Annotated in this window: 21 protein-coding genes; 2 read left to right on the top strand and 19 right to left on the bottom strand. The window is 73.9% G+C overall.

Features of this window, described 5'->3' with window-relative positions; all coding sequences use genetic code 11:
- Positions 1 to 24: 24 nt before the first annotated feature.
- Entirely contained in the window at positions 25 to 657 is a 633-nt protein-coding gene (gene pyrR / locus ACH4SL_RS25540; protein WP_398449429.1) for a bifunctional pyr operon transcriptional regulator/uracil phosphoribosyltransferase PyrR, read from the bottom strand.
- A gap of 186 nt (positions 658 to 843) precedes the next feature.
- Between pyrR and bldD the strand changes: the two genes are divergently transcribed.
- Complete coding sequence (gene bldD / locus ACH4SL_RS25535; protein WP_031515395.1) at positions 844 to 1,344, top strand: transcriptional regulator BldD; 501 nt, start codon at positions 844 to 846, stop codon at positions 1,342 to 1,344.
- Positions 1,345 to 1,806: 462 nt separating this feature from the next.
- On the opposite strand, the gene fusA is transcribed toward bldD, so the two are convergent.
- From fusA to ACH4SL_RS25455, 16 genes are all read right to left on the bottom strand, one after another.
- On the bottom strand, positions 1,807 to 3,813 hold the full coding sequence (fusA, locus tag ACH4SL_RS25530; protein ID WP_398449427.1) for an elongation factor G: 2,007 nt from the start codon (positions 3,811 to 3,813) through the stop codon (positions 1,807 to 1,809).
- Positions 3,814 to 4,129: 316 nt separating this feature from the next.
- On the bottom strand, positions 4,130 to 5,587 hold the full coding sequence (locus ACH4SL_RS25525) for a pyridoxal phosphate-dependent decarboxylase family protein (RefSeq protein WP_398449425.1): 1,458 nt from the start codon (positions 5,585 to 5,587) through the stop codon (positions 4,130 to 4,132).
- A 106-nt stretch (positions 5,588 to 5,693) separates the two neighbouring features.
- Positions 5,694 to 6,119: a transcription antitermination factor NusB gene (nusB, locus tag ACH4SL_RS25520; protein ID WP_398449423.1), complete on the bottom strand. Its 426-nt coding sequence runs from the start codon at positions 6,117 to 6,119 to the stop codon at positions 5,694 to 5,696.
- Positions 6,120 to 6,121: 2 nt separating this feature from the next.
- Positions 6,122 to 6,688, bottom strand: coding sequence for an elongation factor P (efp, locus tag ACH4SL_RS25515; RefSeq protein ID WP_031515388.1), 567 nt, complete (start codon positions 6,686 to 6,688; stop codon positions 6,122 to 6,124).
- Positions 6,689 to 6,742: 54 nt separating this feature from the next.
- Positions 6,743 to 7,876: a M24 family metallopeptidase gene (locus ACH4SL_RS25510; RefSeq protein WP_398449421.1), complete on the bottom strand. Its 1,134-nt coding sequence runs from the start codon at positions 7,874 to 7,876 to the stop codon at positions 6,743 to 6,745.
- 55 nt (positions 7,877 to 7,931) lie between these two features.
- The gene (locus tag ACH4SL_RS25505; RefSeq protein WP_398449644.1) at positions 7,932 to 8,828 is read right to left on the bottom strand and encodes an AAA family ATPase; all 897 of its coding nucleotides are present in this window, start codon (positions 8,826 to 8,828) and stop codon (positions 7,932 to 7,934) included.
- Between the two features lie 126 nt (positions 8,829 to 8,954).
- Positions 8,955 to 9,392: a type II 3-dehydroquinate dehydratase gene (locus ACH4SL_RS25500; RefSeq protein WP_398449419.1), complete on the bottom strand. Its 438-nt coding sequence runs from the start codon at positions 9,390 to 9,392 to the stop codon at positions 8,955 to 8,957.
- On the bottom strand, positions 9,389 to 10,495 hold the full coding sequence (gene aroB / locus ACH4SL_RS25495) for a 3-dehydroquinate synthase (protein WP_398449417.1): 1,107 nt from the start codon (positions 10,493 to 10,495) through the stop codon (positions 9,389 to 9,391). The genes ACH4SL_RS25500 and aroB overlap by 4 nt, the downstream gene beginning before the upstream one ends.
- Positions 10,492 to 11,019, bottom strand: coding sequence for a shikimate kinase (locus ACH4SL_RS25490; RefSeq protein WP_398449414.1), 528 nt, complete (start codon positions 11,017 to 11,019; stop codon positions 10,492 to 10,494). Before ACH4SL_RS25490 ends, aroB begins: the two co-directional genes overlap by 4 nt.
- Positions 11,016 to 12,200 carry a chorismate synthase gene (gene aroC / locus ACH4SL_RS25485; RefSeq protein WP_398449412.1) on the bottom strand — a complete coding sequence of 395 codons (1,185 nt, stop codon included), beginning with the start codon at positions 12,198 to 12,200 and terminating at the stop codon, positions 11,016 to 11,018. Before aroC ends, ACH4SL_RS25490 begins: the two co-directional genes overlap by 4 nt.
- A gap of 103 nt (positions 12,201 to 12,303) precedes the next feature.
- Positions 12,304 to 13,149: a shikimate dehydrogenase gene (locus ACH4SL_RS25480; RefSeq protein ID WP_398449410.1), complete on the bottom strand. Its 846-nt coding sequence runs from the start codon at positions 13,147 to 13,149 to the stop codon at positions 12,304 to 12,306.
- Positions 13,150 to 13,180: 31 nt separating this feature from the next.
- Positions 13,181 to 15,097, bottom strand: coding sequence for an endolytic transglycosylase MltG (gene mltG / locus ACH4SL_RS25475; RefSeq protein WP_398449408.1), 1,917 nt, complete (start codon positions 15,095 to 15,097; stop codon positions 13,181 to 13,183).
- Between the two features lie 101 nt (positions 15,098 to 15,198).
- Positions 15,199 to 15,711, bottom strand: a complete 513-nt coding sequence (gene ruvX, locus ACH4SL_RS25470) for a Holliday junction resolvase RuvX (RefSeq protein WP_398449406.1) — start codon at positions 15,709 to 15,711, stop codon at positions 15,199 to 15,201.
- The gene (gene alaS / locus ACH4SL_RS25465) at positions 15,708 to 18,377 is read right to left on the bottom strand and encodes an alanine--tRNA ligase (protein WP_398449404.1); all 2,670 of its coding nucleotides are present in this window, start codon (positions 18,375 to 18,377) and stop codon (positions 15,708 to 15,710) included. The genes ruvX and alaS overlap by 4 nt, the downstream gene beginning before the upstream one ends.
- Positions 18,377 to 18,715 (bottom strand): DUF6167 family protein, encoded by a 339-nt coding sequence (locus ACH4SL_RS25460; RefSeq protein WP_398449402.1) that lies wholly within the window; start codon positions 18,713 to 18,715, stop codon positions 18,377 to 18,379. Before ACH4SL_RS25460 ends, alaS begins: the two co-directional genes overlap by 1 nt.
- Positions 18,716 to 18,720: 5 nt before the next feature.
- Positions 18,721 to 19,137: a DUF948 domain-containing protein gene (locus ACH4SL_RS25455; RefSeq protein ID WP_398449400.1), complete on the bottom strand. Its 417-nt coding sequence runs from the start codon at positions 19,135 to 19,137 to the stop codon at positions 18,721 to 18,723.
- Between the two features lie 259 nt (positions 19,138 to 19,396).
- On the opposite strand from ACH4SL_RS25455, the gene ACH4SL_RS25450 reads away from it, so the two are divergent.
- On the top strand, positions 19,397 to 21,547 hold the full coding sequence (locus ACH4SL_RS25450) for an ATP-binding protein (RefSeq protein WP_398449398.1): 2,151 nt from the start codon (positions 19,397 to 19,399) through the stop codon (positions 21,545 to 21,547).
- Positions 21,548 to 21,568: 21 nt separating this feature from the next.
- Here the strand turns inward: ACH4SL_RS25450 and rpsD are convergent, their stop codons facing one another.
- Both rpsD and ACH4SL_RS25440 read right to left on the bottom strand, forming a co-directional pair.
- Complete coding sequence (gene rpsD / locus ACH4SL_RS25445) at positions 21,569 to 22,183, bottom strand: 30S ribosomal protein S4 (RefSeq protein ID WP_398449396.1); 615 nt, start codon at positions 22,181 to 22,183, stop codon at positions 21,569 to 21,571.
- Between the two features lie 268 nt (positions 22,184 to 22,451).
- A complete protein-coding gene (locus tag ACH4SL_RS25440; RefSeq protein WP_398449394.1) occupies positions 22,452 to 23,810 on the bottom strand; it encodes a replication-associated recombination protein A in 1,359 nt (452 codons plus the stop codon).
- Between the last annotated feature and the right edge of the window lie 16 nt (positions 23,811 to 23,826).

Raw genomic sequence — 23,826 nt, 5'->3', positions numbered from 1 at the left:
CTGCGGGGGCCCTGGCGTACGGCGCTACTCGTCCGCTGCCGTGCCGCTGCGCGGCGCCGGGTCGCGCTGGCCGAGCAGGACGCTGTCGCGCCCGTCCTGCTCGGTGAGCAGCACCCGCACGGTCTCGCGCTGGGAGGTGGGGAGGTTCTTGCCGACGTAGTCGGCGCGGATCGGCAGCTCGCGGTGGCCCCGGTCGACGAGCACGGCGAGCTGGACGGCCCGCGGGCGGCCGATGTCGCCCAGCGCGTCGAGGGCGGCGCGGATGGTGCGGCCGGAGAAGAGCACGTCGTCGACGAGGACGACGAGCCTGCCGTCGACCCCGTCGCCCGGGATCTCGGTCGTGGCCAGCGCGCGCGGCGGCCGCAGCCGCAGGTCGTCGCGGTACATGGTGGTGTCGAGGGAGCCCACCGCGGTCTCGCGGCCGGTGATCTCGGCGAGCTTGGCGGCCAGCCGGCGGGCCAGGAACACCCCGCGGGTGGGGATACCGAGGAGCACCACGTCGTCGGCGCCCTTGGCGCGTTCGACGATCTCGTGGGCGATGCGGGTGAGGACCCGGGCGATGTCGGGTGCCTCGAGGACCGGGCGGTCCTCCCGAGGATCGGTTGTACCGGCGGTAACGGCTTCGCCGGACGGTGCGGTCGTGCGGTTCTCGACCATGGGTCGGGGACCTCCTTCCCCGCCTCACGGGACGGGCGTTAAAGGACGTCGGGGGTACGCCCATCACCGTATCAGGTGACCCGGACTGCCCAGGTCAGGGACCGGTCGGACCTGTTCGGCTTGACGAGCCCGGATTACGCTGCGTAACCTCACAGTGAGTCACCGAGATTCCGTCCGGGGAGCCATATGTCCAGCGATTACGCCAAACAGCTCGGCGCGAAGCTCCGCGCCATCCGCACCCAGCAGGGACTGTCACTGCACGGTGTCGAGGAGAAGTCCCAGGGCCGCTGGAAGGCAGTGGTCGTGGGCTCGTACGAGCGCGGCGACCGTGCCGTGACCGTCCAGCGCCTCGCCGAACTCGCCGACTTCTACGGCGTGCCGGTGCAGGAGCTGCTGCCGGGTTCGACGCCCGGCGGTGCGGCCGAGCCGCCGCCGAAGCTGGTCCTCGACCTGGAGCGGCTGTCCCAGGTCCCGCCGGAGAAGGCCGGTCCGCTGCAGCGGTACGCCGCGACGATCCAGAGCCAGCGCGGCGACTACAACGGCAAGGTGCTGTCGATCCGGCAGGACGATCTGCGCACGCTCGCCGTGATCTACGACCAGTCGCCGTCGGTGCTGACCGAGCAGCTCATCGGCTGGGGCGTTCTTGACGCGGATGCGCGGCGGGCCGTCCAGCACGAAGAGGGCTGACGCCCTCCCCTGAGCAGAAACGTCCCGCCCCGGGGCGGTCCCCCCTCCCCGGGGCTCCGCCCCGCACACCCTTGCGCCGCGGGGTGCCTCTCGCGGTGCTCCGCGCGACCTTGCCGCCGGTGGGGGCTGGCCGCGCAGTTCCTCGCGCCCCTGTTGTCACCCGGCGGGGCATCGCGCACTCCGTGCGGGGGTGGGGTCGGGTGCCACTCCGGGGGTACCTCCTCGGAATGCGCGTCCGACCTCATGACGTAGGTGGCGGGTCTTGCGTGCGCATTCCTCCGGGGGCACCCCCGGATCGTCCCCCTCCGGGTTGTACGGCGGGCTCGCCGCCGACGGTGGTTGCGGCCCACAGGAAGACCGGCACACTTCGCTCCCACCCGCACGGGTGGTGCGGGTGGGAGCACCCCGCGCCGAAGGCGCGGGCCCCCCGCGGCGGGGAAGCCGAACGCCCCCGCGTAGGGGTCAGGCTGCGGCGAACCCCGCGGAGCGGGTGGTGAAGGTCGCGCGGCCCTGCGTGCGGCTGCGGAGGGACCCGGCGTAGCCGAAGAGCCGGGCGAGGGGCACCGTCGCGACCAGCTCCGCGGCGCCGGCCAGGGAGCGCTGGGCGCTCACGCGGCCCCGCCGGGCGGCGAGGTCGCCCAGGACCGCCCCGACGAAGTCATCCGGCGTGGTCACCGTGACCTCGACGACCGGCTCCAGGAGCCCCAGCTCACAGGCACGCAGCGCCGCCCGCAGGGCGTCGCGGCCGGCCGTGCGGAAGGCGAGCTCCGAGGAGTCCTTGGGGTGCGTGGCCCCGTCCGTGAGGACGACCCGCAGGCCGGTGACGGGGTGCCCGCCGAGCGGCCCCTCGACGAGCGCGTCCCGGCAGCCGTCCTCGACAGCGCGTACGTACTCGCGCGGCACCCGCCCGCCGGTCACGGTGGACGCGAACACGAAACCCTCCTCTCCCGGGGCGACGTCGATCACCACGTGTGCGTACTGCCCGGCGCCGCCGTCCTGCTTGACGTGCCGGTGGACGTGCCCGGTCACCCCGCGCCGCACGGTCTCCCGGTAGGAGACCTGCGGGGCGCCGACCGCGACCCGGATGCCGTGGTCGATGCGTACTTTCTCCACCGCGACCTCCAGGTGCAGCTCGCCCATGCCGGCCAGCACGAGCTGGCCGGTCTCCGCGTCGGTGCGGACCGTCAGCGACGGGTCCTCCTCCGCGAGCCGGGCGAGCGCGCCGACGAGCCGTTCGGTGTCGGCGGACAGCGCGGCCTCGACGGCGACGGAGACGACCGGCTCGGCGACCGTCGGCGGCTCCAGGACCAGCGGCGCGTCCGGTGCGCACAGCGTCGCGCCGGGGCGTGCGGCCTTGGGCCCGACGACGGCCACGATGTCGCCGGCGACGGCCTGTCCGACCTCGGAGTGCCGGTCGGCCTGCACCCGCAGGATGCGGCCGACGCGTTCGGTGCGCCCGGCGCCCGCGTCCAGCACGGTGTCCCCCTTCCGCAGCGTGCCCGAGTAGATCCGCAGGAACGTGAGCCGCCCGGTGGCGGTCGTGTTGACCTTGAACACCAGCCCCGCGAAGGGCGCCGCCGGGTCGGCCGCCCGCCCCTGTACCGCCGGGACGTCCAGTGGCGAGGGCAGGTAGGCGGTGACGGCGTCCAGCAGCGGTTCGACACCGCGGTTGCGGTAGGCCGAGCCGCACAGCACGACGACGGCCTCGCCGCCGCGGGTGAGGTCGCGCAGCACCGCGGTCAGCGCCTCGGCGCCCAGCGCCCGCCCGGCGCAGAACTCCTCCAGCGCGGCCGGGTGCAGCTCCGCCGCCGTCTCCTCCAGCAGCCGGCGGCGCCGCGCGGCCTCGTCCCGCAGCTCCGGCGGCACCTCGCCCTCGGTGTACGCGCCGTCCACCCAGAGCAGCGCGCGCATCGTGACGAGGTCGACGACGCCGGTGAAGCCGTCCTCGCGGCCGATCGGCAGCTGGACGACCAGCGGGACGGTGTGCAGCCGCCGCCGGACGGAGTCCGCGACGGCGTCGAGGTCGGCACCGGCCCGGTCCATCTTGTTGACGAAGGCGATGCGCGGGACGCCGTGCCGGTCGGCCTGCCGCCACACCGACTCGCTCTGCGGCTCGACACCGGCGACCGCGTCGAAGACCGCGACCGCGCCGTCCAGGACGCGCAGCGAGCGTTCGACCTCGTCGGCGAAGTCGACGTGGCCGGGTGTGTCGATGAGGTTGATCCGGTGGCCGTCCCAGTCGCAGGAGACGGCGGCCGCGAAGATGGTGATGCCGCGGTCGCGCTCCTGCGGGTCGAAGTCGGTGACGGTGGTGCCGTCGTGGACCTCGCCGCGCTTGTGGGTGGCGCCGGTGAGGTGGAGGACCCGCTCGGTGACGGTGGTCTTGCCCGCGTCGACATGGGCGAGGATGCCGATGTTGCGGACGGTCGCGAGGGGGTTGGCGGACTGACGGGTGCGGGTGCTGCGCACGGCCCTGGGCCTTTCGGGTGATCCGGGAATCGGGCGGGCGCGATTCCCCGGGCGCACCGGGCCCGCGGATCGCCTGGCGGCGGAGGGCGTGCGGGTGCGTCAGGGGGTCCGGGGCCGGCCGCGCAGCCGGCGCCGGAGGCACGAGGACACCAGGATCACCCGGTGCCGCGACGCGGGGATGACGGCGGCGGTACGCACGGCCGGTCTCCCCTCGTTCGTCAGCGGGCGCGCCCCTCGTGGGGGGCTGCGCGTGATTCCGGGCGTGAGCGTAGCGCGCGGCGCGCGGCGCGGGCACCCGGTTTTCCCGGGGCGCCGCTCAGGCGGTGTAGAGCCGCGCGACGACCTCGGGCAGCAGACGCTCCGTCAGCGGCGCGGGCAGCGCCTGGAGTACGGCGAGCACCGGCGCCATCCGCTCGGGCAGCGCCCCGTCCGAGCCCACTCCGGCGACGTCGAGCGCGAACGCGGCCTCGTCGGGTGTGAGCGCCGCCGGGTCGAGCCCCGCCGCGGCCTCGGCGACGGCGGGGTCGGCGGTCGCGGGGCCCCGCGCGCGGGCCCGGCCGGTCGCGGCGGCCAGCTCGGCGAGCAGCTCGTCGATCCGGGCGGGGTCCGCGGCGGCCGCGGTCACGGTCAGGTGCACGTTCGCCGGTGACGGCCCGTACGCGGGCTGCGGCTGGAGGTACCAGCCGCGCAGCCGCATCTCGTCGGCCAGGACGAAGGGGTCGGGCCCCTCCTCCGCGGCGGCCACCGCGACGAGCGAGGCGTCGGGGGTGCCCAGCACGCGCAGGCCCTCGATCCGCCCGACGCCCTCGGTGAGCCGCGCGGTCGCCTCGTGCACCCGGCGGGCGAGGTCGACGTACCCGGAGGTGCCGACCTTCCGCAGTACCGCCCACGCGGCGGCGAGCGGCCCGGCGGACTTGGTGCCCTGGAGGGTGGCGTTGACGACCGGGTAGCCGGGCCAGGAGGCGTGCGCGAACCAGCCGTGGCGGCGCAGCTCGGCGTCGCGGAAGAGCAGGACGGAGGCGCCCTTGGGCGTGTAGCCGTACTTGTGCAGGTCGACCGAGAGCGAGGTGACGCCGGGCACGGACAGGTCGAAGGGCGGCGGCGGGGCGATGCCGTCGGCGAGCCGCCGGTGGCCGAGGTACCAGCCGCCGATGCAGGCGTCGACGTGGCAGAGGATCCCGCGCTCGGCGGCGGCCGCCGCGACGGCGGGCACCGGGTCGACCACGCCGTGCGCGTACGAGGGCGCGGAGACGACGACCAGGGCGGTGCGCCCGGTGAGGGCGGCGGCCGTGGCGCGCGGGTCCGCCCGGAAGGTCGCGGGGTCGACGGGGACGGTGACGGGGGTGAGCCCGAAGAGCGCGGCGGCCTTGTGGAAGGCGGCGTGCGCGGTCTGCGGGAGCACGATCTCGGGCGCGGTGACCCCGCGGGTGCGAGCGGCGTGCTCGCGGGCGGTCAGCACCGCGAGCAGGCAGCTCTCGGTGCCGCCGCTGGTGAAGGTGCCGGCCGTGGCGGGGCCGCCGCCGAGCAGGTCGGCGGCCTGCCGGACGATGTCGTTCTCCAGCGCTACGACGCTGGGGAAGGCGGTCATGTCCAGCCCGTTGACGCCCGCGAACGCGGCGTGCGCGCGGGCCGCCAGCTCGTCGAGGCCGGCGAGTCCGGCGTCGTAGACGTAGGCCATGGTGCGGCCGCCGCGCACGGGCAGGTCGGCGGCGCGCAGCCGCTCCAGGTGGGCCAGGATCGTGTCGTCGCCGCCGGGGCCCGCCGCTTCGTCCATGCGCGGGAATCTAGGCCACGGTGTGCGGCATGCACCAGGCCCGAAGCAGAATATTGTTCACCTTCTGCTGTCGGGCCTGGTCAGGGGTGCGAGCGGACGCCCGCGGCTAGCGCGGCAGGGTCGGCTTGAGCTCCATGAGCTTGCCGAGCAGGCCGTTGACGAAGGACGGCGACTCGTCCGTGGAGAATTCCTTGGCCAGCTCCACCGCCTCGTCCAGCACCACCGCATCCGGGACGTCGTCCTCCCAGATCAGCTCGTAGGCACCGAGCCGCAGCACGTTGCGGTCGACGACCGGCATCCGGTCGAGCGTCCAGCCCACGGCGTGCCGCGACAGCAGCTCGTCGATCGGCGCGGCGTGCGCCGCGTAGCCCTCGACCAGCTGCATCGTGTACTCGGTGACCTGCGGCTGCCGGTCGTCGGTCCGGGCGAGCCGGATCCAGTCCGCCATCACCGTCACCGGGTCGGCGTTCCGCTGCTCCGCCTCGAAGAGGATCTGGAAGGCGCGCTTGCGGGCCTTGTTCCGTGCGGCCACGGTTAGCTGTTCACCCGGCCGAGGTAGTCGCCCGTACGGGTGTCGACCTTGACCTTCTCACCCGTGGTGATGAAGAGCGGGACACCGATCTCGTAGCCGGTCTCCAGCCGGGCCGGCTTGGAGCCGCCCGTCGAGCGGTCGCCCTGGACGCCCGGCTCGGTGTACTCGATGACCAGTTCGACGGCCGCGGGCAGCTCGACGTACAGCGGCGAGCCCTCGTACATCGCCACCGTGGCGTCGAAGCCCTCCAGCAGGTAGTTGGCGGCGTCGCCGACGACCTCGGGGGTGATGGTGATCTGGTCGTAGGTCTCGGTGTCCATGAAGACGAAGTCGGTGCCGTCCTTGTAGGAGAACTGCATGCCGCGCTTGTCGACGTTGGCGGTCTCGACCTTCACACCCGCGTTGAAGGTCTTGTCGACGACCTTCCCGGAGAGCACGTGCTTCAGCTTGGTGCGCACGAAGGCGGGGCCCTTGCCGGGCTTGACGTGCTGGAACTCGACTACGGTCCAGAGCTGACCGCTGTCCAGCTTGAGCACGAGGCCGTTCTTGAGGTCGTTCGTGGTGGCCACGGTGGCGGATCTCCTGAATGTGCTGCTTCGGGGACCGCGGACACCCCCTGCCCGTCACAGGGCGAGGAGTTCCTTGGTCGTGATGGTGAGTAGCTCGGGCCCGCCGTCCGCCGCGGGGCGTACGACGAGTGTGTCGTCGATGCGGACCCCGCCGCGGCCCGGAAGGTGGACCCCCGGCTCGACGGTGACCGGCACGCAAGCGTCCAGTTTACCCATGGCCGCAGGTGACAACTGAGGGTCCTCGTCGATTTCCAGGCCCACCCCGTGCCCCGACCACTGCGCGACACCGTCGCCGTGCCCCGCCGCGACCAGCGGCTGCCGGGCCACCCGGTCGACGTCCCGGCAGGCCACACCGGGTGCCAGGGCCTCCCGGGCGGCCCGCTGGGCGTTGAAGACCAGGTCGTACAGGTCGATCTGCCAGCCCGCCGGGGCCGTGCCGATCACGAACGTGCGGCCCACCTCGCACCGGTAGCCGCGGTAGCACGCGCCGAGCCGCACGGTGAGGAAGTCGCCCTCCTCGACCCGCCGGTCCGTCGGTACGTGCCGGGCCGTGCCGCTGTTCGGGCCGGTGCCCACGGAGGTGGGGAAGGCGGCGCTGTCGGCCCCGTGGTCGACGAGCCGGCGCTCCAGCTCCAGCGCGAGATGCCGCTCGGTGCGGCCCACCAGGATCGACTCCAGCAGCTCGCCGAGCGCCTGGTCGGCGATCTCCGCGGCGATCCGCAGCGCGGCGATCTCGTGCTCGTCCTTGACCAGCCGCAGCTGCTCCACGGCTCCGCCGAGGTCGGACATCGGCATGCCGTTCGCGACCGAGCGGATGGCGCGGTGGCGCGCCACGGTGAGGTGGTGCTCCTCGACGGCGAGCGATCCCGCGTGCTGCTCGCGCGCGAGCGTGGCCGCGGCCACGGCCGCGTCGCCGTCCGGCGAGGGCAGCACGGTCGCCCGCAGGTCCTCCGGGGGCTGCTCCCCCGCACCCCGCGGGTCGGCGGCCGCGCCCTCGTCGTCCGGTGGCGGCCGCAGGTGGACGAGGGTGTCCTCGGCGCCGGGGCCGACCAGCAGCGCGGAGCCGGGCGGCGCGCAGCCGGTCAGATACCGGACGTTCGCCGGTCGGGTGATCAGCGCGGCGGCAGCGCCGGCCGCGGCGCATCGCTCGCGCAGCCGGTCCCGCCGGGTCCCATGCACCTCCGCCATGCGGCGAGCTTAAGTCGACGTGTCGACCCTCGCCCGTTTTCCGCCGCTGCGGAGCTCACCAGGTAGGGGGGCCCTGCAAGCTGCGCAGCACTACGCGGTCGAGGGCCGCGGCCGCCGCCGTGACGTCGAGGTGGGAGTTGTCGATGATCGGCAGGCCCGACCCGTACCAGCCGGCCATCCGGCCGTGGATACGGGCGACCTCCTCGTCGGAGAGCCGGCGGTTGCCGGACCGCTCGGCGTTGCGGGTCAGGACGATGTCCAGGCCCGGGAGGAGCACCACGGGGACGAGGCCGGGCCCGACGTGCCGCTTCCAGCCGCCGAGGCCGACCGCCGGGCGGTCGGGGAAGACGGCGTCGTCGATGATGCAGGACACGCCGTTGGCCAGGAAGTTGCGCGCCGCGAAACCGCAGGTGCGCCGGGCCAGCCGGTACTGCGCCTCGGAGTGCTCGTTCCAGCCCGCCTGCGGGTCGGCGAACCCGGCCCGCACCCACTCGCGTACGTCGTCGAGGCTGATGTGCGCGGTCGGGGCGCCGCGGTTGTCCGCCCAGTGCCGCGCGATGGTCGTCTTCCCGGCGCCCGCCGCGCCGATCAGCAGGACGGCCACCGGGCCGTGGGCGGCGCCGCCCAGCGAGCCGTTGCCGTCCGGCACGGGCGCCTGCACCGGGGCCGCCGCGGGCAGCGGGAAGTGCCCGGTGACGCTTACGGCCGGGGGCGTCGGGCCCCCGCCGGGCTGCGGCGCCCCCACAGCGTGCTGCATGTCGGCCGACTCCATCTCGTGCGGTGTGCGCTGCCGCGCGGGTTGACATGGAACGGTACCGTTCCCGTGCTTCGTTTGGTGAACGCCCGGGAAAGCTTCCCCGTGCCCTTGCCACGCCGGGCGAGCGTTTTCAGGGGCGCGTGGGGGCACCTCCCAGGCGGAGCCTGGGGGAGAACTGCGCGACCAGCCCACCACCGTGGTGCACGTCGTCACCGGCCCGAAGGGGCAGTTCGGTCCGTACCGGACCACCGGCCGGTGGGTGGTCGCTCGCGCAGTTCCCCGCGCCCCTTCGGGGCGCAGCCCCCTGCGCAGCAGGAACGCCTACTCGGGGAGGTCGGCGAGGGCCTGGAGGGCCAGGAGGTAGGAGGTGAGGCCGAAGCCGGCGATCGTGCCGGTGGCCACCGGGGCGATCACCGACTCGTGGCGGAAGGCCTCGCGCGCGTACGGATTGGAGATGTGGACCTCGATGAGCGCCGCGGTCCGCTGCGCCGCAGCGTCGCGCAGGCCGTACGAGTAGTGCGTGAACGCACCGGGGTTGAGGACGACGGGCACCCGCCCGTCGGCCGCCTCGTGCAGCCAGCGGATCAGCTCGCCCTCGTCGTTGGTCTCGCGGACCTCGACGGCGAAGTCGAGCTTCGCCCCGAAGGCCGTGCAGCGCTCGACGAGGCCGGCGTAGGAGGTGGAGCCGTAGACGTCGGGCTCGCGGGAGCCGAGGCGGCCGAGGTTGGGGCCGTTGAGGACGAGGACCGGGCGGGTCACGCGGACACCTCCCCGTAGGCGGCGAGCAGGACCGCGGGGTCGGGGCCTTCGAGGACGGTGGGCTTGGCGAGGCCGTCGAGGACGATGAAGCGCAGCAGGTCGCCGCGGGACTTCTTGTCGACCTTCATGGTCTCCAGCAGCTTCGGCCACTGGTCGCCGCGGTAGGTGAGCGGCAGGCCGACCGCCCCGAGGACGGCGCGGTGCCGGTCGGCGGTGGCGTCGTCGAGGCGCCCGGCGAGGCGGCCGAGTTCGGCGGCGAAGACCATGCCGACGGAGACGGCGGCGCCGTGCCGCCAGCGGTAGCGCTCGTTCTTCTCGATGGCGTGGGCGAGTGTGTGGCCGTAGTTGAGGATCTCCCGCAGGCCGGATTCCCTGAGGTCGCTGGAGACGACCTGCGCCTTGACGCGGATGGCGCGTTCGACCAGCTCGGCGGTGTGGGCGTAGCCGGGGCTGCGGGCGCCCTCGGGGTCGGCCTCGATCAGGTCGAGGATGACCGGGTCGGCGATGAAGCCGGCCTTGATGATCTCGGCGAGGCCGCTGACGTAGTCGTTGGCGGGCAGCGAGTCGAGGGCGGCGAGGTCGCACAGGACGCCGGCGGGCGGGTGGAAGGCGCCGACGAGGTTCTTGCCCTCGGCGGTGTTGATGCCGGTCTTGCCGCCGACGGCCGCGTCCACCATGCCGAGCACCGTGGTGGGCACGGCGATCCAGCGCACCCCGCGCAGCCAGCTCGCGGCGACGAAGCCGGCGAGGTCGGTGGTGGCGCCGCCGCCGACGCCCACGATGACGTCGGTGCGGGTGAAGCCGCTCTGGCCCAGGGCCTTCCAGCAGTAGGCGGCGACCTCGGCGGTCTTGGCCTCCTCGGCGTTGGGCACCTGGACGGCGACGGCCTCGTAGCCCTGCTCGGCGAGGTCGTCGCGGACGGCCTCGCCGGTGCCGGCCAGCGCCTCGGGGTGCACGACGGCCACGCGCCTGGCCTTTTCCCCGATGAGGCCGGGGAGTTCGCCGAGCAGCTGGTGGCCGATGAGCACGTCGTACGGGTCGGTGCCGGCGGTCCCGGCGACGGTGATGCGGACCGGGGGCGCGGTCTCGGGCGTGTCGCTCATGCGTCCTTCAGCTGGAGTGCGTCGAGGACGGCGTCGGCCACGTCCTCGGGGGTGCGGTCGTCGGTGGGGACGACGGCCAGGGCGACTTCGGTGTAGAGCGGGCGGCGCGCCTCCATCAGCTCCCGCCAGCGCTGCCGCGGGTTGACGGCAAGCAGCGGGCGCGGGGCGTCGAGGCCGACGCGGTGGACGGCGGAGTGCAGGCCGACGTCGAGGAAGACCACCGGCAGGCCGTCGAGCAGGGCGCGGGTCCCGGCGTCCATGATGGCGCCGCCGCCGAGGGCGAGGACTCCGCCGTGGCCGGCCAGCGCGTCGCGGACGGCGGCGCTCTCCAGCGCGCGGAAGTGCGGCTCGCCGTGGTCGACGAAGATGTCCGGGATCGGCTTGCCCGCGGTCGCCTCGATGTCGGCGTCGGTGTCGCGGTAGCCGACGCCGAGCCGGTCGGCGAGGATGCGGCCGGTGGTGGACTTGCCCGCGCCGGGCGGGCCGACCAGTACGACGGCGGGGGGCCCGCCCGGTACGGTCACCGCACGACCAGGTGGTCGAGGTAGTCCTGGACGTTGCGCCGGGTCTGCGCGACGGAGTCGCCGCCGAACTTCTCGGCGACGGCGTCGGCGAGCACCAGCGCGACCATGGCCTCGGCGACGATGCCGGCGGCGGGCACCGCGCACACGTCGGAGCGCTGGTGGTGGGCCTGCGCGGGCTCGCCGGTGGTGACGTCGACGGTGGCGAGCGCGCGCGGCACGGTCGCGATGGGCTTCATCGCGGCGCGCACCCGCAGCAGTTCGCCGGTGCTGATGCCGCCCTCGGTGCCGCCGGAGCGGCCGGAGCTGCGGCGGATGCCGTCGGGGCCGGGCACGATCTCGTCGTGCGCCTGCGAGCCGGGGACGCGGGCGAGGTCGAAGCCGTCGCCGACCTCGACGCCCTTGATGGCCTGGATACCCATGAGCGCGGCGGCGAGCCGCGCGTCGAGCCGGCGGTCCCAGTGGACGTGCGAGCCGAGGCCGACCGGCACCCCGTAGGCCAGCACCTCGACGACGCCGCCGAGGGTGTCGCCGTCCTTGTGGGCCTGGTCGATCTCGGCGACCATCCGCTTGCTCGCGTCGGCGTCGAGGCAGCGCACCGGGTCCTCGTCGAGCCGGGCCTCGTCGGCGGGCACCGGCAGCACCCCGTACGGGGCCTTGGCTGCGGCGAGTTCGACGACGTGCGAGACGATCTCGATGCCGGTGGTCTCCTTGAGGTAGGAGCGGGCGACGGCGCCGAGCGCGACGCGGGCCGCGGTCTCCCGGGCGCTGGCGCGCTCCAGGACCGGCCGGGCCTCGTCCAGGTCGTACTTCTGCATCCCGGCGAGGTCGGCGTGGCCGGGCCGGGGCCGGGTCAGCGGGGCGTTGCGGGCGAGTCCCGCGAGGATCTCGGGGTCGACCGGGTCGGCCGCCATGACCTGTTCCCACTTGGGCCACTCGGTGTTGCCGACCATGATCGCGACGGGGCTTCCCATGGTGCGGCCGTGGCGTACGCCGCCGAGGAAGGTCACCTCGTCCCGCTCGAACTTCATGCGGGCGCCACGGCCGTAGCCGAGCCGCCGCCGCGCCAGTGCGTCGGCCACCAGGTCGGTGGTGACGGGTACCCCGGAGGGCAGCCCTTCCAGTGTCGCCACGAGTGCGGGGCCGTGCGACTCCCCCGCGGTCAGCCAGCGCAACCTGCTCAACGGTGCTCCCTCGACAAAGCCCTGCCGTTCTCGCCCCGATCCTCCCACGTTTCCCGCCCCACCCCGGACCCGCGTCCAGGGTGCGGGACGGGGGGCTCGGGGCTCAGTGGCCGCCGAGGGCCGCCTCGCCCGCCGCGCGCAGGGCGGGCACGGGGACGCCGGTGCGGCCGGTGTACTGCTCGATCTGCAGGACGGCCTGGTGGACGAGCAGGTCGAGGCCGCCGAGGACGGTGCCGCCGCGGGCGGACCAGGCGGCGGCCAGCGGGGTGGGCCACGGGTGGTAGAGGACGTCGAAGAGCGCGCCCGGCCGCTGCGGTACGGCGGCGGTGAGGTGGTCGGCGGCGCCCGCGGGCGTGGTGGCGATCACCAGCGGGGCGTCGAACGCCGCGGCCGCGCCGTCCCAGCCGGCGGTGCGCACGACCACGCCGAGCCGCTCGCCCCACAGCCGCATCTCGGCGGCGCGGGCGTCGCTGCGGACGTACGCGGTGACCTCGCCGGTGCAGATGCGGGAGAGGGCGGCGAGCGCGGAGGACGCGGTGGCGCCCGCGCCGAGGACGGCGGCGGACGGCACGGTGGTGATGCCGCGCTCGTACAGGGCGGCGAGCAGCCCGGGGATGTCGGTGTTGTCGCCGCGCCGCCCGTCGGGGCCGAACACCACCGTGTTGACGGCCTCGACGGACGCGGCGGTGGGCGTGATCGCGTCGAGCAGCGGGATCACGGCCCGTTTGAGCGGCATGGTCAGCGACAGCCCCGCCCACTCGGCCGGGTCGAGGTCGGCGAGGAAGGCCGGGAGGGCCGCCTCGTCGACCTCGAAGCGGTCGTAGCGCCAGCCGTCGAGGCCCATCGCCGCGTAGGCGGCGCGGTGCAGCGCCGGGGACAGCGAGTGGGCGATCGGCGAGCCGAGCACGGCGGCTCGGCGGAGGCCGCCGGAGGATGCGGTGGGGTTCACGGGGGTTGTCGCTCGCTTTTGCTGGTGCCGGCTAGCTGTTCTTGATCTTCTGGAACTCCGAGTAGGTCTCGGTGAACTCGGTGGTCTTGCCGTCCTTGGAGATGAAGAAGTACCAGGGTCCCGAGTCCGGGTTCATCGCCGCCTTGAGCGCCACCAGGCCCGGATTGCCGATCGGGCCGGGCGTCAGGCCCTTGTAGAGGTACGTGTTGTACTTGTCGTGCAGCGAGAGGATCTCGTTCTCGGAGATCTTCTCCTGGTTGCGGTTCTTGACGTAGTTGTACGTCGAGTCGAACCCCAGCAGGCCGTTGGTGTGCTGCTTGTTCGCGGGGTCCAGCCGGTTGTAGATGACCTTGGCCATCTTGCGGAAGTCGTCGTCCGTCTTGCCCTCGGCCTGCACCAGGCTGGCGACGGTGAGGAGCTGGTACGGGCCGGACAGGTCGTACTTCTTCGCCTGGCCGGCGAGGTCCAGCTGCGCGTATTCGGCGCTCGCCTGGGCGACCATCTGCTTGAGCAGGACCTCGGGCTTCATGCCCTTGGCGACGCTGTACTTCGCCGGGAAGAGGAAGCCCTCCAGCGGGTCCTTCACCCCGTGCCCGACGACGGCCCAGTCGGGCAGGCCGAAGGTCTTGTACTGGGCCTGGGCGATGTCCTCGGTGGTACCGGCCTTGATGCCGAGCTTGGCATCTATCGCCGCGTAGATCTGCTTGTCGCGCATGCCCTCGGCAATGATCAGGGCGTCCTGCGACTTGGGGTCGAGCATCATCGCGACGGCGGAGTCCGCCGACATCTGCTTGTTGAGCGAGTAGACGCCGGCCTGGATGCTCGTGCCCTTGGGGTTCTTGTTCGCCGCGGTGGTGAAGGCCTCGACGCTCTTGACCACGCCGGCCTCCTTGAGCAGGTTGCCCATGGTGGTCAGGGTCGCGCCCTTGGGGATCGTCACCTGCACGGAGCCGGTGCCCTGGCCGGAGTAGTCGGGGGCCGGGCCGAAGTGGTCCTGGTAGAAGCCGTAGCCGTAGTAGCCGCCGCCGGCGATCCCGCCGACGAGCACCAGCGCGACGACGAAGCACGCGCAGCCGCTGCGGCGCTTGCGGCCGCCCGGCTGGTCACGGCCGGCGCGGCGGCCGGTGCTCGCCGGGGTGTCGTCGTCCTCGTCATCGTCGTCGTCGCGGTTGGCGAAGAAGTTGTGCTCGCGCGGGCCCTTGTCCTCGTCGGCGTCCCAGTCGGTCGCGGCCGGGCCGCCGCGCAGCGGGCCGGTGCGCGGCTCCTGCGGGCGGGTGCCGGCCGGAGGCTGCTGCACACGACCCTGCCCGGGGTCGGGAGCCTGGCCCTGGCCGGGGCCTTGGCCGGGGGCGCCCATGGCCTGCTGGCCGCCGGGGCCGGGCTGCTGGGGCTGGCGGTACTGGGGCTGCTGGGGCTGCTGCGCCTGATGCGGGTACTGCCCGGTGCCCTGGTCGTAGTAGCCGCTCTGCTGCTGCGGGTGGCCGTACGGATCCTGCGGGCCGCGGCCGTACGCCTCCTGGGTGCCGTAGCCGCCGGTCTGGTGCGAACCGGTGTCGTACGTCCCGTGGCTGCCGGTGTCGTACGTGCCGTGCGAGCCCGTGTCGTACGTGCCGTGGCTGCCGGTGCCGTACGTCTGGTGCGAGCCGGTGTCGTAGCCGCCCTGCTGCGGGTAGCCGCCCTGCTGGGGGTACTGGCCGGCGTGGCCCTGCTGCTGCGGGTAGCCCTGCTCCTGCCCGTACTGCTGCTGGGGTGCCTGCGGGTACTGGCCGGTGCCCTGCTGGGGGTACTGCTGCTGGTGCTGGCCCGTGGCGTAGGGGTCCTGCCAGTCGCCGCCGTACTGTCCCTGCGGCTGCTGCTGGTATCCCTGACCCCGGTTGTACGTGTCGCCGAACAGCGGGTCGTCCGGGTCCCACGGTTCGGAGCCGGAGCCCCGGCCATAGTCAGTCATCGGTCCCCTTGGTACGCGGTCGGCATCGGGCCTGCCGACCTTGCGAAACGGGCGGCGCCATGAGGCGCCGCCGTGTCGCGCGGAACGTTACCGTATCGCGATCAGACAGAGGATTGGATGCTCTCCCCCGGAGCTTTACCCGACAGCCGTTCGGCTTCCAGCGCGCTCTGCAGGATGATGACCGCGGCTGCCTGGTCGACTACGGAGCGTCCCTTCTTCGACCTCACGCCCGACGCGCGCAGACCCTGCGCGGCGGTCACGGTGGTCATCCGCTCGTCCACCAGCCGCACCGGCACGGGGCTGATGATTTTCGCCACACCCTGCGCGAAGGCCCGCACCTTGGCCGCGGCCGGCCCCTCGGTCCCGTTGAGCGACCGCGGCAGCCCGATGACGACCTCGATCGGCTCGTACTCCGCCGTGATCTGCGCCAGCCGGCGCAGCGCGGCGGGCACGTCCCGGCCCGGCACCGTCTCGACCGGGGTGGCCAGGATGCCGTCCGGGTCGCACGAGGCGACCCCGATCCTGGCGTCCCCGACGTCGACGCCGAGCCGCCGCCCGCGCCGGAGGGCGGGCCGCGGCGGCTCGGCGCCGCCTGCCGCGTCGTGCACGCTCACGCCTTCTCGGCGACGAGCCGCCGCACGGCCTCCACGGCCTCCGGCACGGCCGCCGGGTTCTGGCCGCCGCCCTGGGCCACGTCGTCCTTGCCGCCGCCACCGCCGCCGAGCGTCTTGGCGGCGGCGCGCACCAGTTCACCGGCCTTGACGCCGCGCTCGCGGGCGGCCTCGTTGGTGGCGATCACGGTCAGCGGGCGTCCATTGGCGACGGTGAAGAGGGCCACGACGGCCGGGCGGCCGCCGGTGACGCGCTGCCGTACGTCGAGCACCAGCCTGCGCAGGTCGTCGGCGCCGGTGCCCTCCGGCACCGTGCCGGTGACCAGGGCGACGCCCTTGACGTCCTCGGCGCTCTCCGCGAGCCCGGCGGCGGCCTGGAGGACCTTCTCGGCGCGGAAGCGCTCGATCTCCTTCTCGGCGTCCTTGAGCCGGCCGAGCATCCCGGCGATCTTGTCGGGCAGCTCCTCCGGGCGGCCCTTGACCAGCTCGGTCAGCTGGGCGACCACGGTGTGCTCGCGGGCCAGGAAGTTGTAGGCGTCCACGCCCACCAGGGCCTCGACCCGGCGCACACCGGAGCCGATGGAGGCCTCGCCGAGCAGCTTGACCAGCCCGAGCTGGGCGGTGTTGCCGACGTGCGTGCCGCCGCACAGCTCCTTGGAGTAGTCGCCGATGGTGACCACGCGCACCTGCTCGCCGTACTTCTCGCCGAACTCGGCGATGGCGCCCTGCCGCTTGGCCTCGGCGATCGGCAGGATCTCGGCGGTGACGTCGAGTTCGCGGGCCAGCACCTCGTTGATCTTCTGCTCGACGTCGGTGAGCACCGCGCCGGGCACAGCCGTGGGCGAGCCGAAGTCGAAGCGGAAGCGGCCGGGCGAGTTCTCCGAACCGGCCTGGGCGGCGGTGGGGCCGAGGGCGTCGCGCAGCGCCTGGTGGGTCAGGTGGGTGGCGCTGTGGGCGCGGGCGATGGCCCGGCGGCGCACCAGGTCGATCTGGGCCAGCGCGGTGGCGCCGACGGTGACCTCGCCGACCTGGACGACGCCCTTGTGCACGCTGACGCCCGGCACGGGCTGCTGCACGTCCCGGACCTCGACGACGGCGCCACCCTCGATCCGGATCCGCCCGGTGTCGGCGAGCTGGCCGCCGCCCTCGGCGTAGAACGGCGTGCGGTCGAGCACGACCTCGACCTCGTCGCCCTCGGTGGCGGCGGGCGACGGCAGGCCGTCCACCAGCAGGCCGACGACCGTGGCCTCGTTCTGGTCGGCCGCGTAGCCGGTGAACTCCGTGCCGCCGGTGCGGTCGGCGACCTCGCGGTAGGCGGACAGGTCGGCGTGGCCGGTCTTCTTGGCGCGGGCGTCGGCCTTGGCGCGGTCGCGCTGCTCCTTCATGAGCCGCCGGAAGCCGTCCTCGTCCACGGACAGCCCCTGCTCGGCGGCCATCTCCAGGGTGAGGTCGATCGGGAAGCCCCACGTGTCGTGCAGCAGGAAGGCCTGGTCGCCGGCGAGCACCGTGCCGCCGCCGGCCTTGGTCTCCGTCACGGCGGTGTCGAGGATGTTGGTGCCGGCCTTGAGCGTCTTGAGGAAGGCGGCCTCCTCGGCGAGCGCGACGGTCTCGATGCGCTTGCGGTCGGTGACCAGCTCCGGGTACTGCTGGCCCATCATGCCGATGACGGCGTCCAGCAGTTCGGCCACCACGGGCTCGTGGGCGCCCAGCAGCCGCATGTTGCGGACGGCGCGGCGCATGATGCGGCGCAGCACGTAGCCGCGGCCCTCGTTGCCGGGGGTCACGCCGTCGCCGATGAGCATGACGGAGGTGCGCATGTGGTCGGCGACCACGCGCAGCGCCACGTCGGAGTCGTGCGCGCGGCCGTAGGGGACGCCGGTCAGCTCGATGGCCTTGTCGATCACGACACGCAGGGTGTCGGTCTCGTACATGTTCTGCACGCCCTGCAGGATCATCGCGAGGCGTTCCAGGCCGAGGCCGGTGTCGATGTTCTTGGCGGGCAGGTCGCCGAGGATCGGGAAGTCCTCCTTGCCCTCGCCCGCGCCGCGCTCGTACTGCATGAAGACCAGGTTCCAGATCTCCACGTAGCGCTCGTCGTTGACGGCCGGGCCGCCCTCGGCGCCGAACTCCGGGCCGCGGTCGTAGTTGATCTCCGAGCACGGGCCGCAGGGGCCGGGCACGCCCATCGACCAGAAGTTCGGGCCCTTGCCGAGCCGCTGGATGCGCTCGGCGGGGACGCCGATGACGTCCCGCCAGATCTGCTCGGCCTCGTCGTCCTCCTCGTAGACGGTGATCCAGAGCCTGTCCGGCTCCAGGCCGTAACCGCCCTTGTCCAGGGGCTCGGTGAGCAGCTCCCAGGCGTAGCGGATGGCGCCTTCCTTGAAGTAGTCGCCGAAGGAGAAGTTGCCGCACATCTGGAAGAACGTGCCGTGCCGGGTGGTCTTGCCGACCTCCTCGATGTCCGGGGTGCGGACGCACTTCTGCACGCTGGTGGCGCGCGCGAAGGGCGGCTTGACCTCGCCGAGGAAGTACGGCTTGAAGGGGACCATGCCCGCCGGGACCAGCAGCAGCGTCGGGTCGTCGGCGATGAGGGACGCCGACGGCACAACGGTGTGCCCGCGCTCCTCGAAGAAGCGCAGCCAGCGGCGGCGGATTTCTGCCGACTCCATCAGTGTTCGTCCTTCCGGTCGTACGTGTTGTACGCGATGCCCCGGCGCGGTGCCGGGAGGTCGGTGTCCAGTTCCCGCGGCGCGGGGCGGCGGGCGGCCTTGTCGGGCTCGCCACCGGTCAGGCCCAGCGCGTCCTGCAGCTCGCCCTCGCGCTGCGCCATCCCCGACCTGACGTCGGCGGCGAACTCGCGCAGCCGCGCGCCGGTCTCCAGCGCGCGGTCGGCGGCGGTCGCGGCGAGGCTGTCGGGGCTCAGCCGGCGCAGCGCGCGGCTGACCTTCCTGGTGGCCCACACGCCGGTGGCGGCGCCGGTCAGGAACCAGAACAGACGGCGGAACATGGGCCTCAGTCCTTCGAGCGGTTGCGGCGTCCGCGCCGCCTTGCGGCCGGTACGTCGGCGCCGGCCCGGGCCTGCCGCCCGACCGCCCGCCGCACCCCGTAGCCGAAGGCCGCGACCTTCACCAGGGGGCCGCCGAAGGTGCTGGCGACAGTGGAGGAGAGCGCGGAGGCGTTGGCCGTCACCTCGGCCACGTCCGCGGTGATCGTGTCGACCCGGTCCAGCTGGGCGTTCGCCGAGCGCAGCGCGTCCGAGGCCTCGCCGAGCAGCGGAACGGCCTGCTCGGTGATGCCGGCCACCAGTTCGGTGGTGCTCCGCAGCGTGCGGGCGAGCCGCGCCAGCGCGACGGCCAGGAACGACACGAGGATCGCCCAGAACACCGCCACGATCAGGCCGGCTACGCCGGCCACTTCTCCACCGGACACCTTGCCGCGCCTTCCTCTCGTCCCCAGGTCAGTGACTCCTGACCTTACCGCTCCGCGGACCTGACCCCGCACCGCTTTACCCCCCGGGGTGCCGGGTTCCGCCGGTGGCGGGATCTTGCGGTGAGCGGGGGGTTGCGCGCGCAGTTCCCCGCGCCCCTGGTTTGTTGCCCTGCGTGGCAGAATCGCGCTCCTTTGCCGCGCCGGGCACCCCGGGGCGCCGTTGTACGCAGCGAGAGCGTACGGGTACGCTCCGTCAATCATGAGGACGAACCTCCCGGCGGAGCTGACCCGGTTCGTCGGCCGCGCGGCCGACGTGGAGCAGGTCACGGCCGCCCTCCGCGGAGCGGAGCGGCTGGTGACGGTAACCGGCGCGGGCGGCGTCGGCAAGACGCGCCTCGTGCTGCGCGCGGCCGCCGCCTTGCAGGACCGTTTCCCCGACGGCGTCTTCCTCGCCGAGCTCGCCGCGCTCCCGGCCCCGGACCTGCTGGAGCTCACCCTCGCCGAGGCGCTGCGGCTGCCGGACCACACCAGCCGGGGGCCGCGCGCCGCGCTCGCCGAGCATCTGGCCGACCGGGAGGTGCTGCTCGTCCTCGACGGATTCGACCGCCTCGCGGACGGCTGCGCGGATCTGGTCGGCGAGCTGCTGCGGCGCGCCCCGGGGCTGCGGGTGCTGGCGGCGGGGCGCCGGGCGCTGGGTGTGACGGGCGAGCGCCTGCTGCCGCTGGAGCCGCTGCCGGCCGCGTCGGAGGCGGTACGGCTGTTCGCCGACCGGGCCGCCGCCGTACTGCCCGGCTTCGCCGTGACCCCCGCGAACCGCGCGGCCGTCACCGAGCTGTGCGCCCGGCTGGACGGCCTGCCACTGGCGCTGGAGCTCGCGGCGGTACGGCTGCGCGCGCTGTCGGTGGAGCAGCTGGTCGACCGGCTCGACGACCGCTTCCGGCTGCTGACCGGCGGCGATCCGAGCGCGCCCGAGCGGCACCGGGCGCTGCGTACCGCGATCGGCTGGAGCCACGAGCTGTGCAGCCCGGCCGAGCGGCTGCTGTGGGCGCGGCTTTCGGTCTTCGCCGGGCACTTCGACCTGGACTCCGCGGAGTACGTGTGCGCGGGCACCGGGCTCGCCGAGGACGACGTGGTGGAGGCGGTCGCGGCGCTGGTGGCGCAGTCGGTGCTGAGCCGCGAGGAGGACCGCGCGGGCCGGGTCCGCTACCGGATGCTGGAGAGCGTGCGCGAGTACGGCGCCGGGTGGCTCGCGGCGCTGGGCGACGAGCCGCGGGTGCGGCGCCGGCACCGCGACTGGTATCTGGGCCTGGCCACCTGGTGCGAGCTGGACTGGTTCAGCCCGCGCCAGACGGAGGTGGCCGCGCGGGTCGCGGCCGATCTGCCGAATCTGCGGCTGGCCCTGGAGTTCAGCTTCGACGGGCTGCCGGGCGAGCCGCCGGAGGACCCGGCGGTCGGCCAGTACCTGGCGGGCACGCTGTGGTTCTGCTGGGTGGGCTGCGGGCGGCTCGCGGAGGGGCGGCACTGGCTGGACCGGGCACTGGAGGTGCCGGCGGAGCCGACCGAGGCGCGCGCGAAGGCGATGTGGGTGTACGGCTATGTCGCCCTGCTCCAGGGCGATTCGGCGGCGGCCCTCGCGGTGCTCCAGGACTGCCGGGAGCAGGCGGTCGCGTCGGGCAACGCGACCGCGGAGGCGTACGCCGTGCACCGGCTCGGCTGCCTGGCGCTGGTCTCGGACGACATGCCGCGTGCCGAGCGCTTCATCGGCGACGCGCTGCTGCGCTACCGCAGCATCGGCGAGCTGAACAGCAACGTGCTGATGGCGCAGGTGGAACTGGCGATGTCGGTCGCCTTCCAGGGCGACGTCGCCAAGGCGGTGGGCCTGGTGGAGGAGGTCCGGGACATCTGCCGGGACCATGGGGAGCGGTGGACGCAGGCGTACGCGCTGTACGTGCTGGGCTACGCGGCCTGGCTGGACGGGCGGCCGGACCGGGCGCGCCGGCTCGCCGAGGAGGCGCTGGCGATCGACCACAGCTTCGACGACCTGGTGGGCGCGGTGCTCGCGCTGGAGCTGCTGGCGCTCATCACCGAGGGCGAGGGGGCGCCGTACGAGGCGGCGGTGCTCCAGGGCGCGGCGCGGCGGCTGTGGGAGTCGGTGGGCCTGCGGCTGTTCGGCTCGCGGTATTTCAACGCCCCGCACGCGGTGTGCGAGCAGCGGGTGCGGGCGGCGCTGGGCGACGCGGCCTATGCGGCGGCGCTCGGCGAGGGCGCCCTGCTGGGCCTGGACGCGGCGGCCCGCCGGGCGCTGAACCGGCCGCACGCCGATGAGGGGCCGCAGGGGCAGCGCGGCGGTCCGCGCCCGCCCGCCCCCCGGACGCACGAGCCCGCCGCCTCTCCCGAGGCGGCGGGCTGACGCGCGGGACCCTGGGCGGGCTCAGCGGGCGTAGTACTCGACGACCAGCTGCTCGTCGCAGATGACCGGGATCTCCTTGCGGTTGGGGTCGCGGTCCAGCCGGAAGGCGAGCGCCTGCAGGTTGACCTGGAGGTAGCGCGGGGCCTCGCCCTCGCCGGCCCAGCCGCCCTCGCGGGCGACGAGGAAGGGCGTCTTCTCGCGGGAGCGCTCGCGGACCTGGACGACGTCGTCGGGGCGGACCCGGAAGGACGGCTTGTCGACCTTGCGGCCGTTGACCTCGATGTGGCCGTGCACGACCATCTGGCGGGCCTGGTAGATGGTGCGGGCCAGGCCCGCACGCAGCACGAGCGCGTCGAGGCGCCGCTCCAGCTCGATGATCAGCGCCTCGCCGGTGCGCAGCCCGGCGACCTTCTTGGCGGCGTCGTACGCGCGCTGCATCTGGCGCTCGCTGATGTCGTACTGGGCGCGCAGCCGCTGCTTCTCCAGCAGCCGCGTCTTGTAGTCGCTGTTCTGCTTGCGACCGCGGCCGTGCTCGCCCGGCGGGTAGGGGCGGGCCTCGAAGTACTTGACGGCCTTCGGGGTCAGCGCGATGCCCAGTGCCCTGGACTTCTTGACCTTGGGACGCGACTGGTTCACGTGCGTCGAACCTCCATCGGGATTTAGGTAAGGCTTACCTTAACTGAAGGAGTACGTAGGTTTCGACCCGGGAACCCCGTACGGCGGCCGGAGACGGCCGCGGCACGGTCAGCCGCGTCCCGAAGAGGAAGGAGCGCCCGGCGGCCTGCCGGCCGTACGGCGCGCGCACTCCGTTCGAGCCTAACCCGGCCCGGGAGCAGCCGATTCCGCCACCGGGGCCGTCACGCCCGGCTGTGCCGCAGATCACGGCCCGCGGCGCCCCGTACGGCTACTCGCCGCCCTTGCCCTCCAGCCGGCCGCGCACCCACTCCAGGACGTCGGCGTAGCGGGCCTCGGTCCCGTAGCGCGTCGGCTCGTAGTAGCGGCGCCCGGCCAGCACGTCCGGCAGGTACTGCTGGGCGGCGACGGCGCCTGGCACGTCGTGCGGGTAGACGTAGCCCTGCGCGTGGCCGAGTTTGGCCGCGCCCTTGTAGTGGCCGTCGCGCAGATGGGCCGGGACGGGGCCCGCCTTGCCCGCCTTGACGTCGGCGAGCGCCGCGCCGATCGCGGTGGTCGCCGCGTTGGACTTGGGCGCCAGCGCGAGCGCGATGGTGGCGTGCGACAGGATCAGCGACGCCTCGGGGAAGCCGATCATCGCGACCGCCTGCGCCGCGGCGACCGCGGTGGGCAGCGCGGTCGGGTCGGCGAGGCCGATGTCCTCGCTCGCCGAGATCATCAGCCGCCGGGCGATGAAGCGCGGGTCCTCGCCCGCCTCGATCATCCGCGCCAGGTAGTGCAGCGCGGCGTCCACGTCCGAGCCGCGGATCGACTTGATGAGGGCGCTGGCCACGTCGTAGTGCTGGTCGCCGTCCCGGTCGTAGGCGACCGCGGCGCGGTCCACGGTCTGCTCCAGGGTGGCGAGCGCGATGGTGTCCTCGCCCTTGGCGATCGCCGCGCCCGCGGCGGCCTCCAGCGCGGTGAGCGCCCGGCGGGCGTCGCCGCCGGCGATCCGCAGCAGGTGGTCCTCGGTGTCCTCCGGCAGCGCCACCGCGCCCGCGAGGCCCTGCTCGGCGGCGAGCGCGCGGCGCAGCACCCCGCGCACGTCGTCGTCGGTGAGCGGCTCCAGGGTCAGCAGCAGCGAGCGGGACAGCAGCGGGGAGATCACCGAGAAGTAGGGATTCTCCGTGGTGGCCGCGATGAGCGTGACCCAGCGGTTCTCCACGGCGGGCAGCAGCGAGTCCTGCTGGGCCTTGCTGAAGCGGTGGATCTCGTCGAGGAAGAGCACCGTCTCGCGCTGGAAGCCGCCGGACTGCCGCTTGGCGCTCTCGATGACCGCGCGGACCTCCTTGACGCCCGCGGTGATCGCCGACAGCTCCACGAAGCGCTTGTTGGTGGCCTTGCTCACCACGTACGCCAGCGTCGTCTTGCCGATGCCGGGCGGGCCCCACAGGATCACCGACGAGGGTCCCGCCGGGCCGCCGCCGCTCTCCCCCACCAGGCGCCGCAGCGGCGACCCCGGGCGCAGCAGATGCTGCTGCCCGACGACCTCGTCCAGGGTGCGCGGGCGCATCCGTACGGCGAGCGGGCTGGCGCCCGGGTCGCGTTCCCGGCGTTCCTCGGCGGCGGCGGTGAAAAGGTCTGGTTCCACGCCTCGAAGCCTAGGT

It is taken from the genome of Streptomyces sp. NPDC021020, from assembly GCF_044333285.1.
Classification (GTDB): domain Bacteria; phylum Actinomycetota; class Actinomycetes; order Streptomycetales; family Streptomycetaceae; genus Actinacidiphila.
This window is presented reverse-complemented; position numbering and strand designations above follow the sequence as displayed.

Bases quoted from the DNA above. Each gene is read 5' to 3' on its own strand.
- pyrR (WP_398449429.1), bottom strand. From the start codon at position 657: ATGGTCGAGAACCGCACGACCGCACCGTCCGGCGAAGCCGTTACCGCC.
- bldD (WP_031515395.1), top strand. From the start codon at position 844: ATGTCCAGCGATTACGCCAAACAGCTCGGCGCGAAGCTCCGCGCCATC.
- ACH4SL_RS25525 (WP_398449425.1), bottom strand. From the start codon at position 5,587: ATGGACGAAGCGGCGGGCCCCGGCGGCGACGACACGATCCTGGCCCAC.
- ACH4SL_RS25510 (WP_398449421.1), bottom strand. From the start codon at position 7,876: ATGGCGGAGGTGCATGGGACCCGGCGGGACCGGCTGCGCGAGCGATGC.
- aroB (WP_398449417.1), bottom strand. From the start codon at position 10,495: ATGAGCGACACGCCCGAGACCGCGCCCCCGGTCCGCATCACCGTCGCC.
- mltG (WP_398449408.1), bottom strand. From the start codon at position 15,097: ATGACTGACTATGGCCGGGGCTCCGGCTCCGAACCGTGGGACCCGGAC.
- alaS (WP_398449404.1), bottom strand. From the start codon at position 18,377: ATGGAGTCGGCAGAAATCCGCCGCCGCTGGCTGCGCTTCTTCGAGGAG.
- ACH4SL_RS25460 (WP_398449402.1), bottom strand. From the start codon at position 18,715: ATGTTCCGCCGTCTGTTCTGGTTCCTGACCGGCGCCGCCACCGGCGTG.
- ACH4SL_RS25450 (WP_398449398.1), top strand. From the start codon at position 19,397: ATGAGGACGAACCTCCCGGCGGAGCTGACCCGGTTCGTCGGCCGCGCG.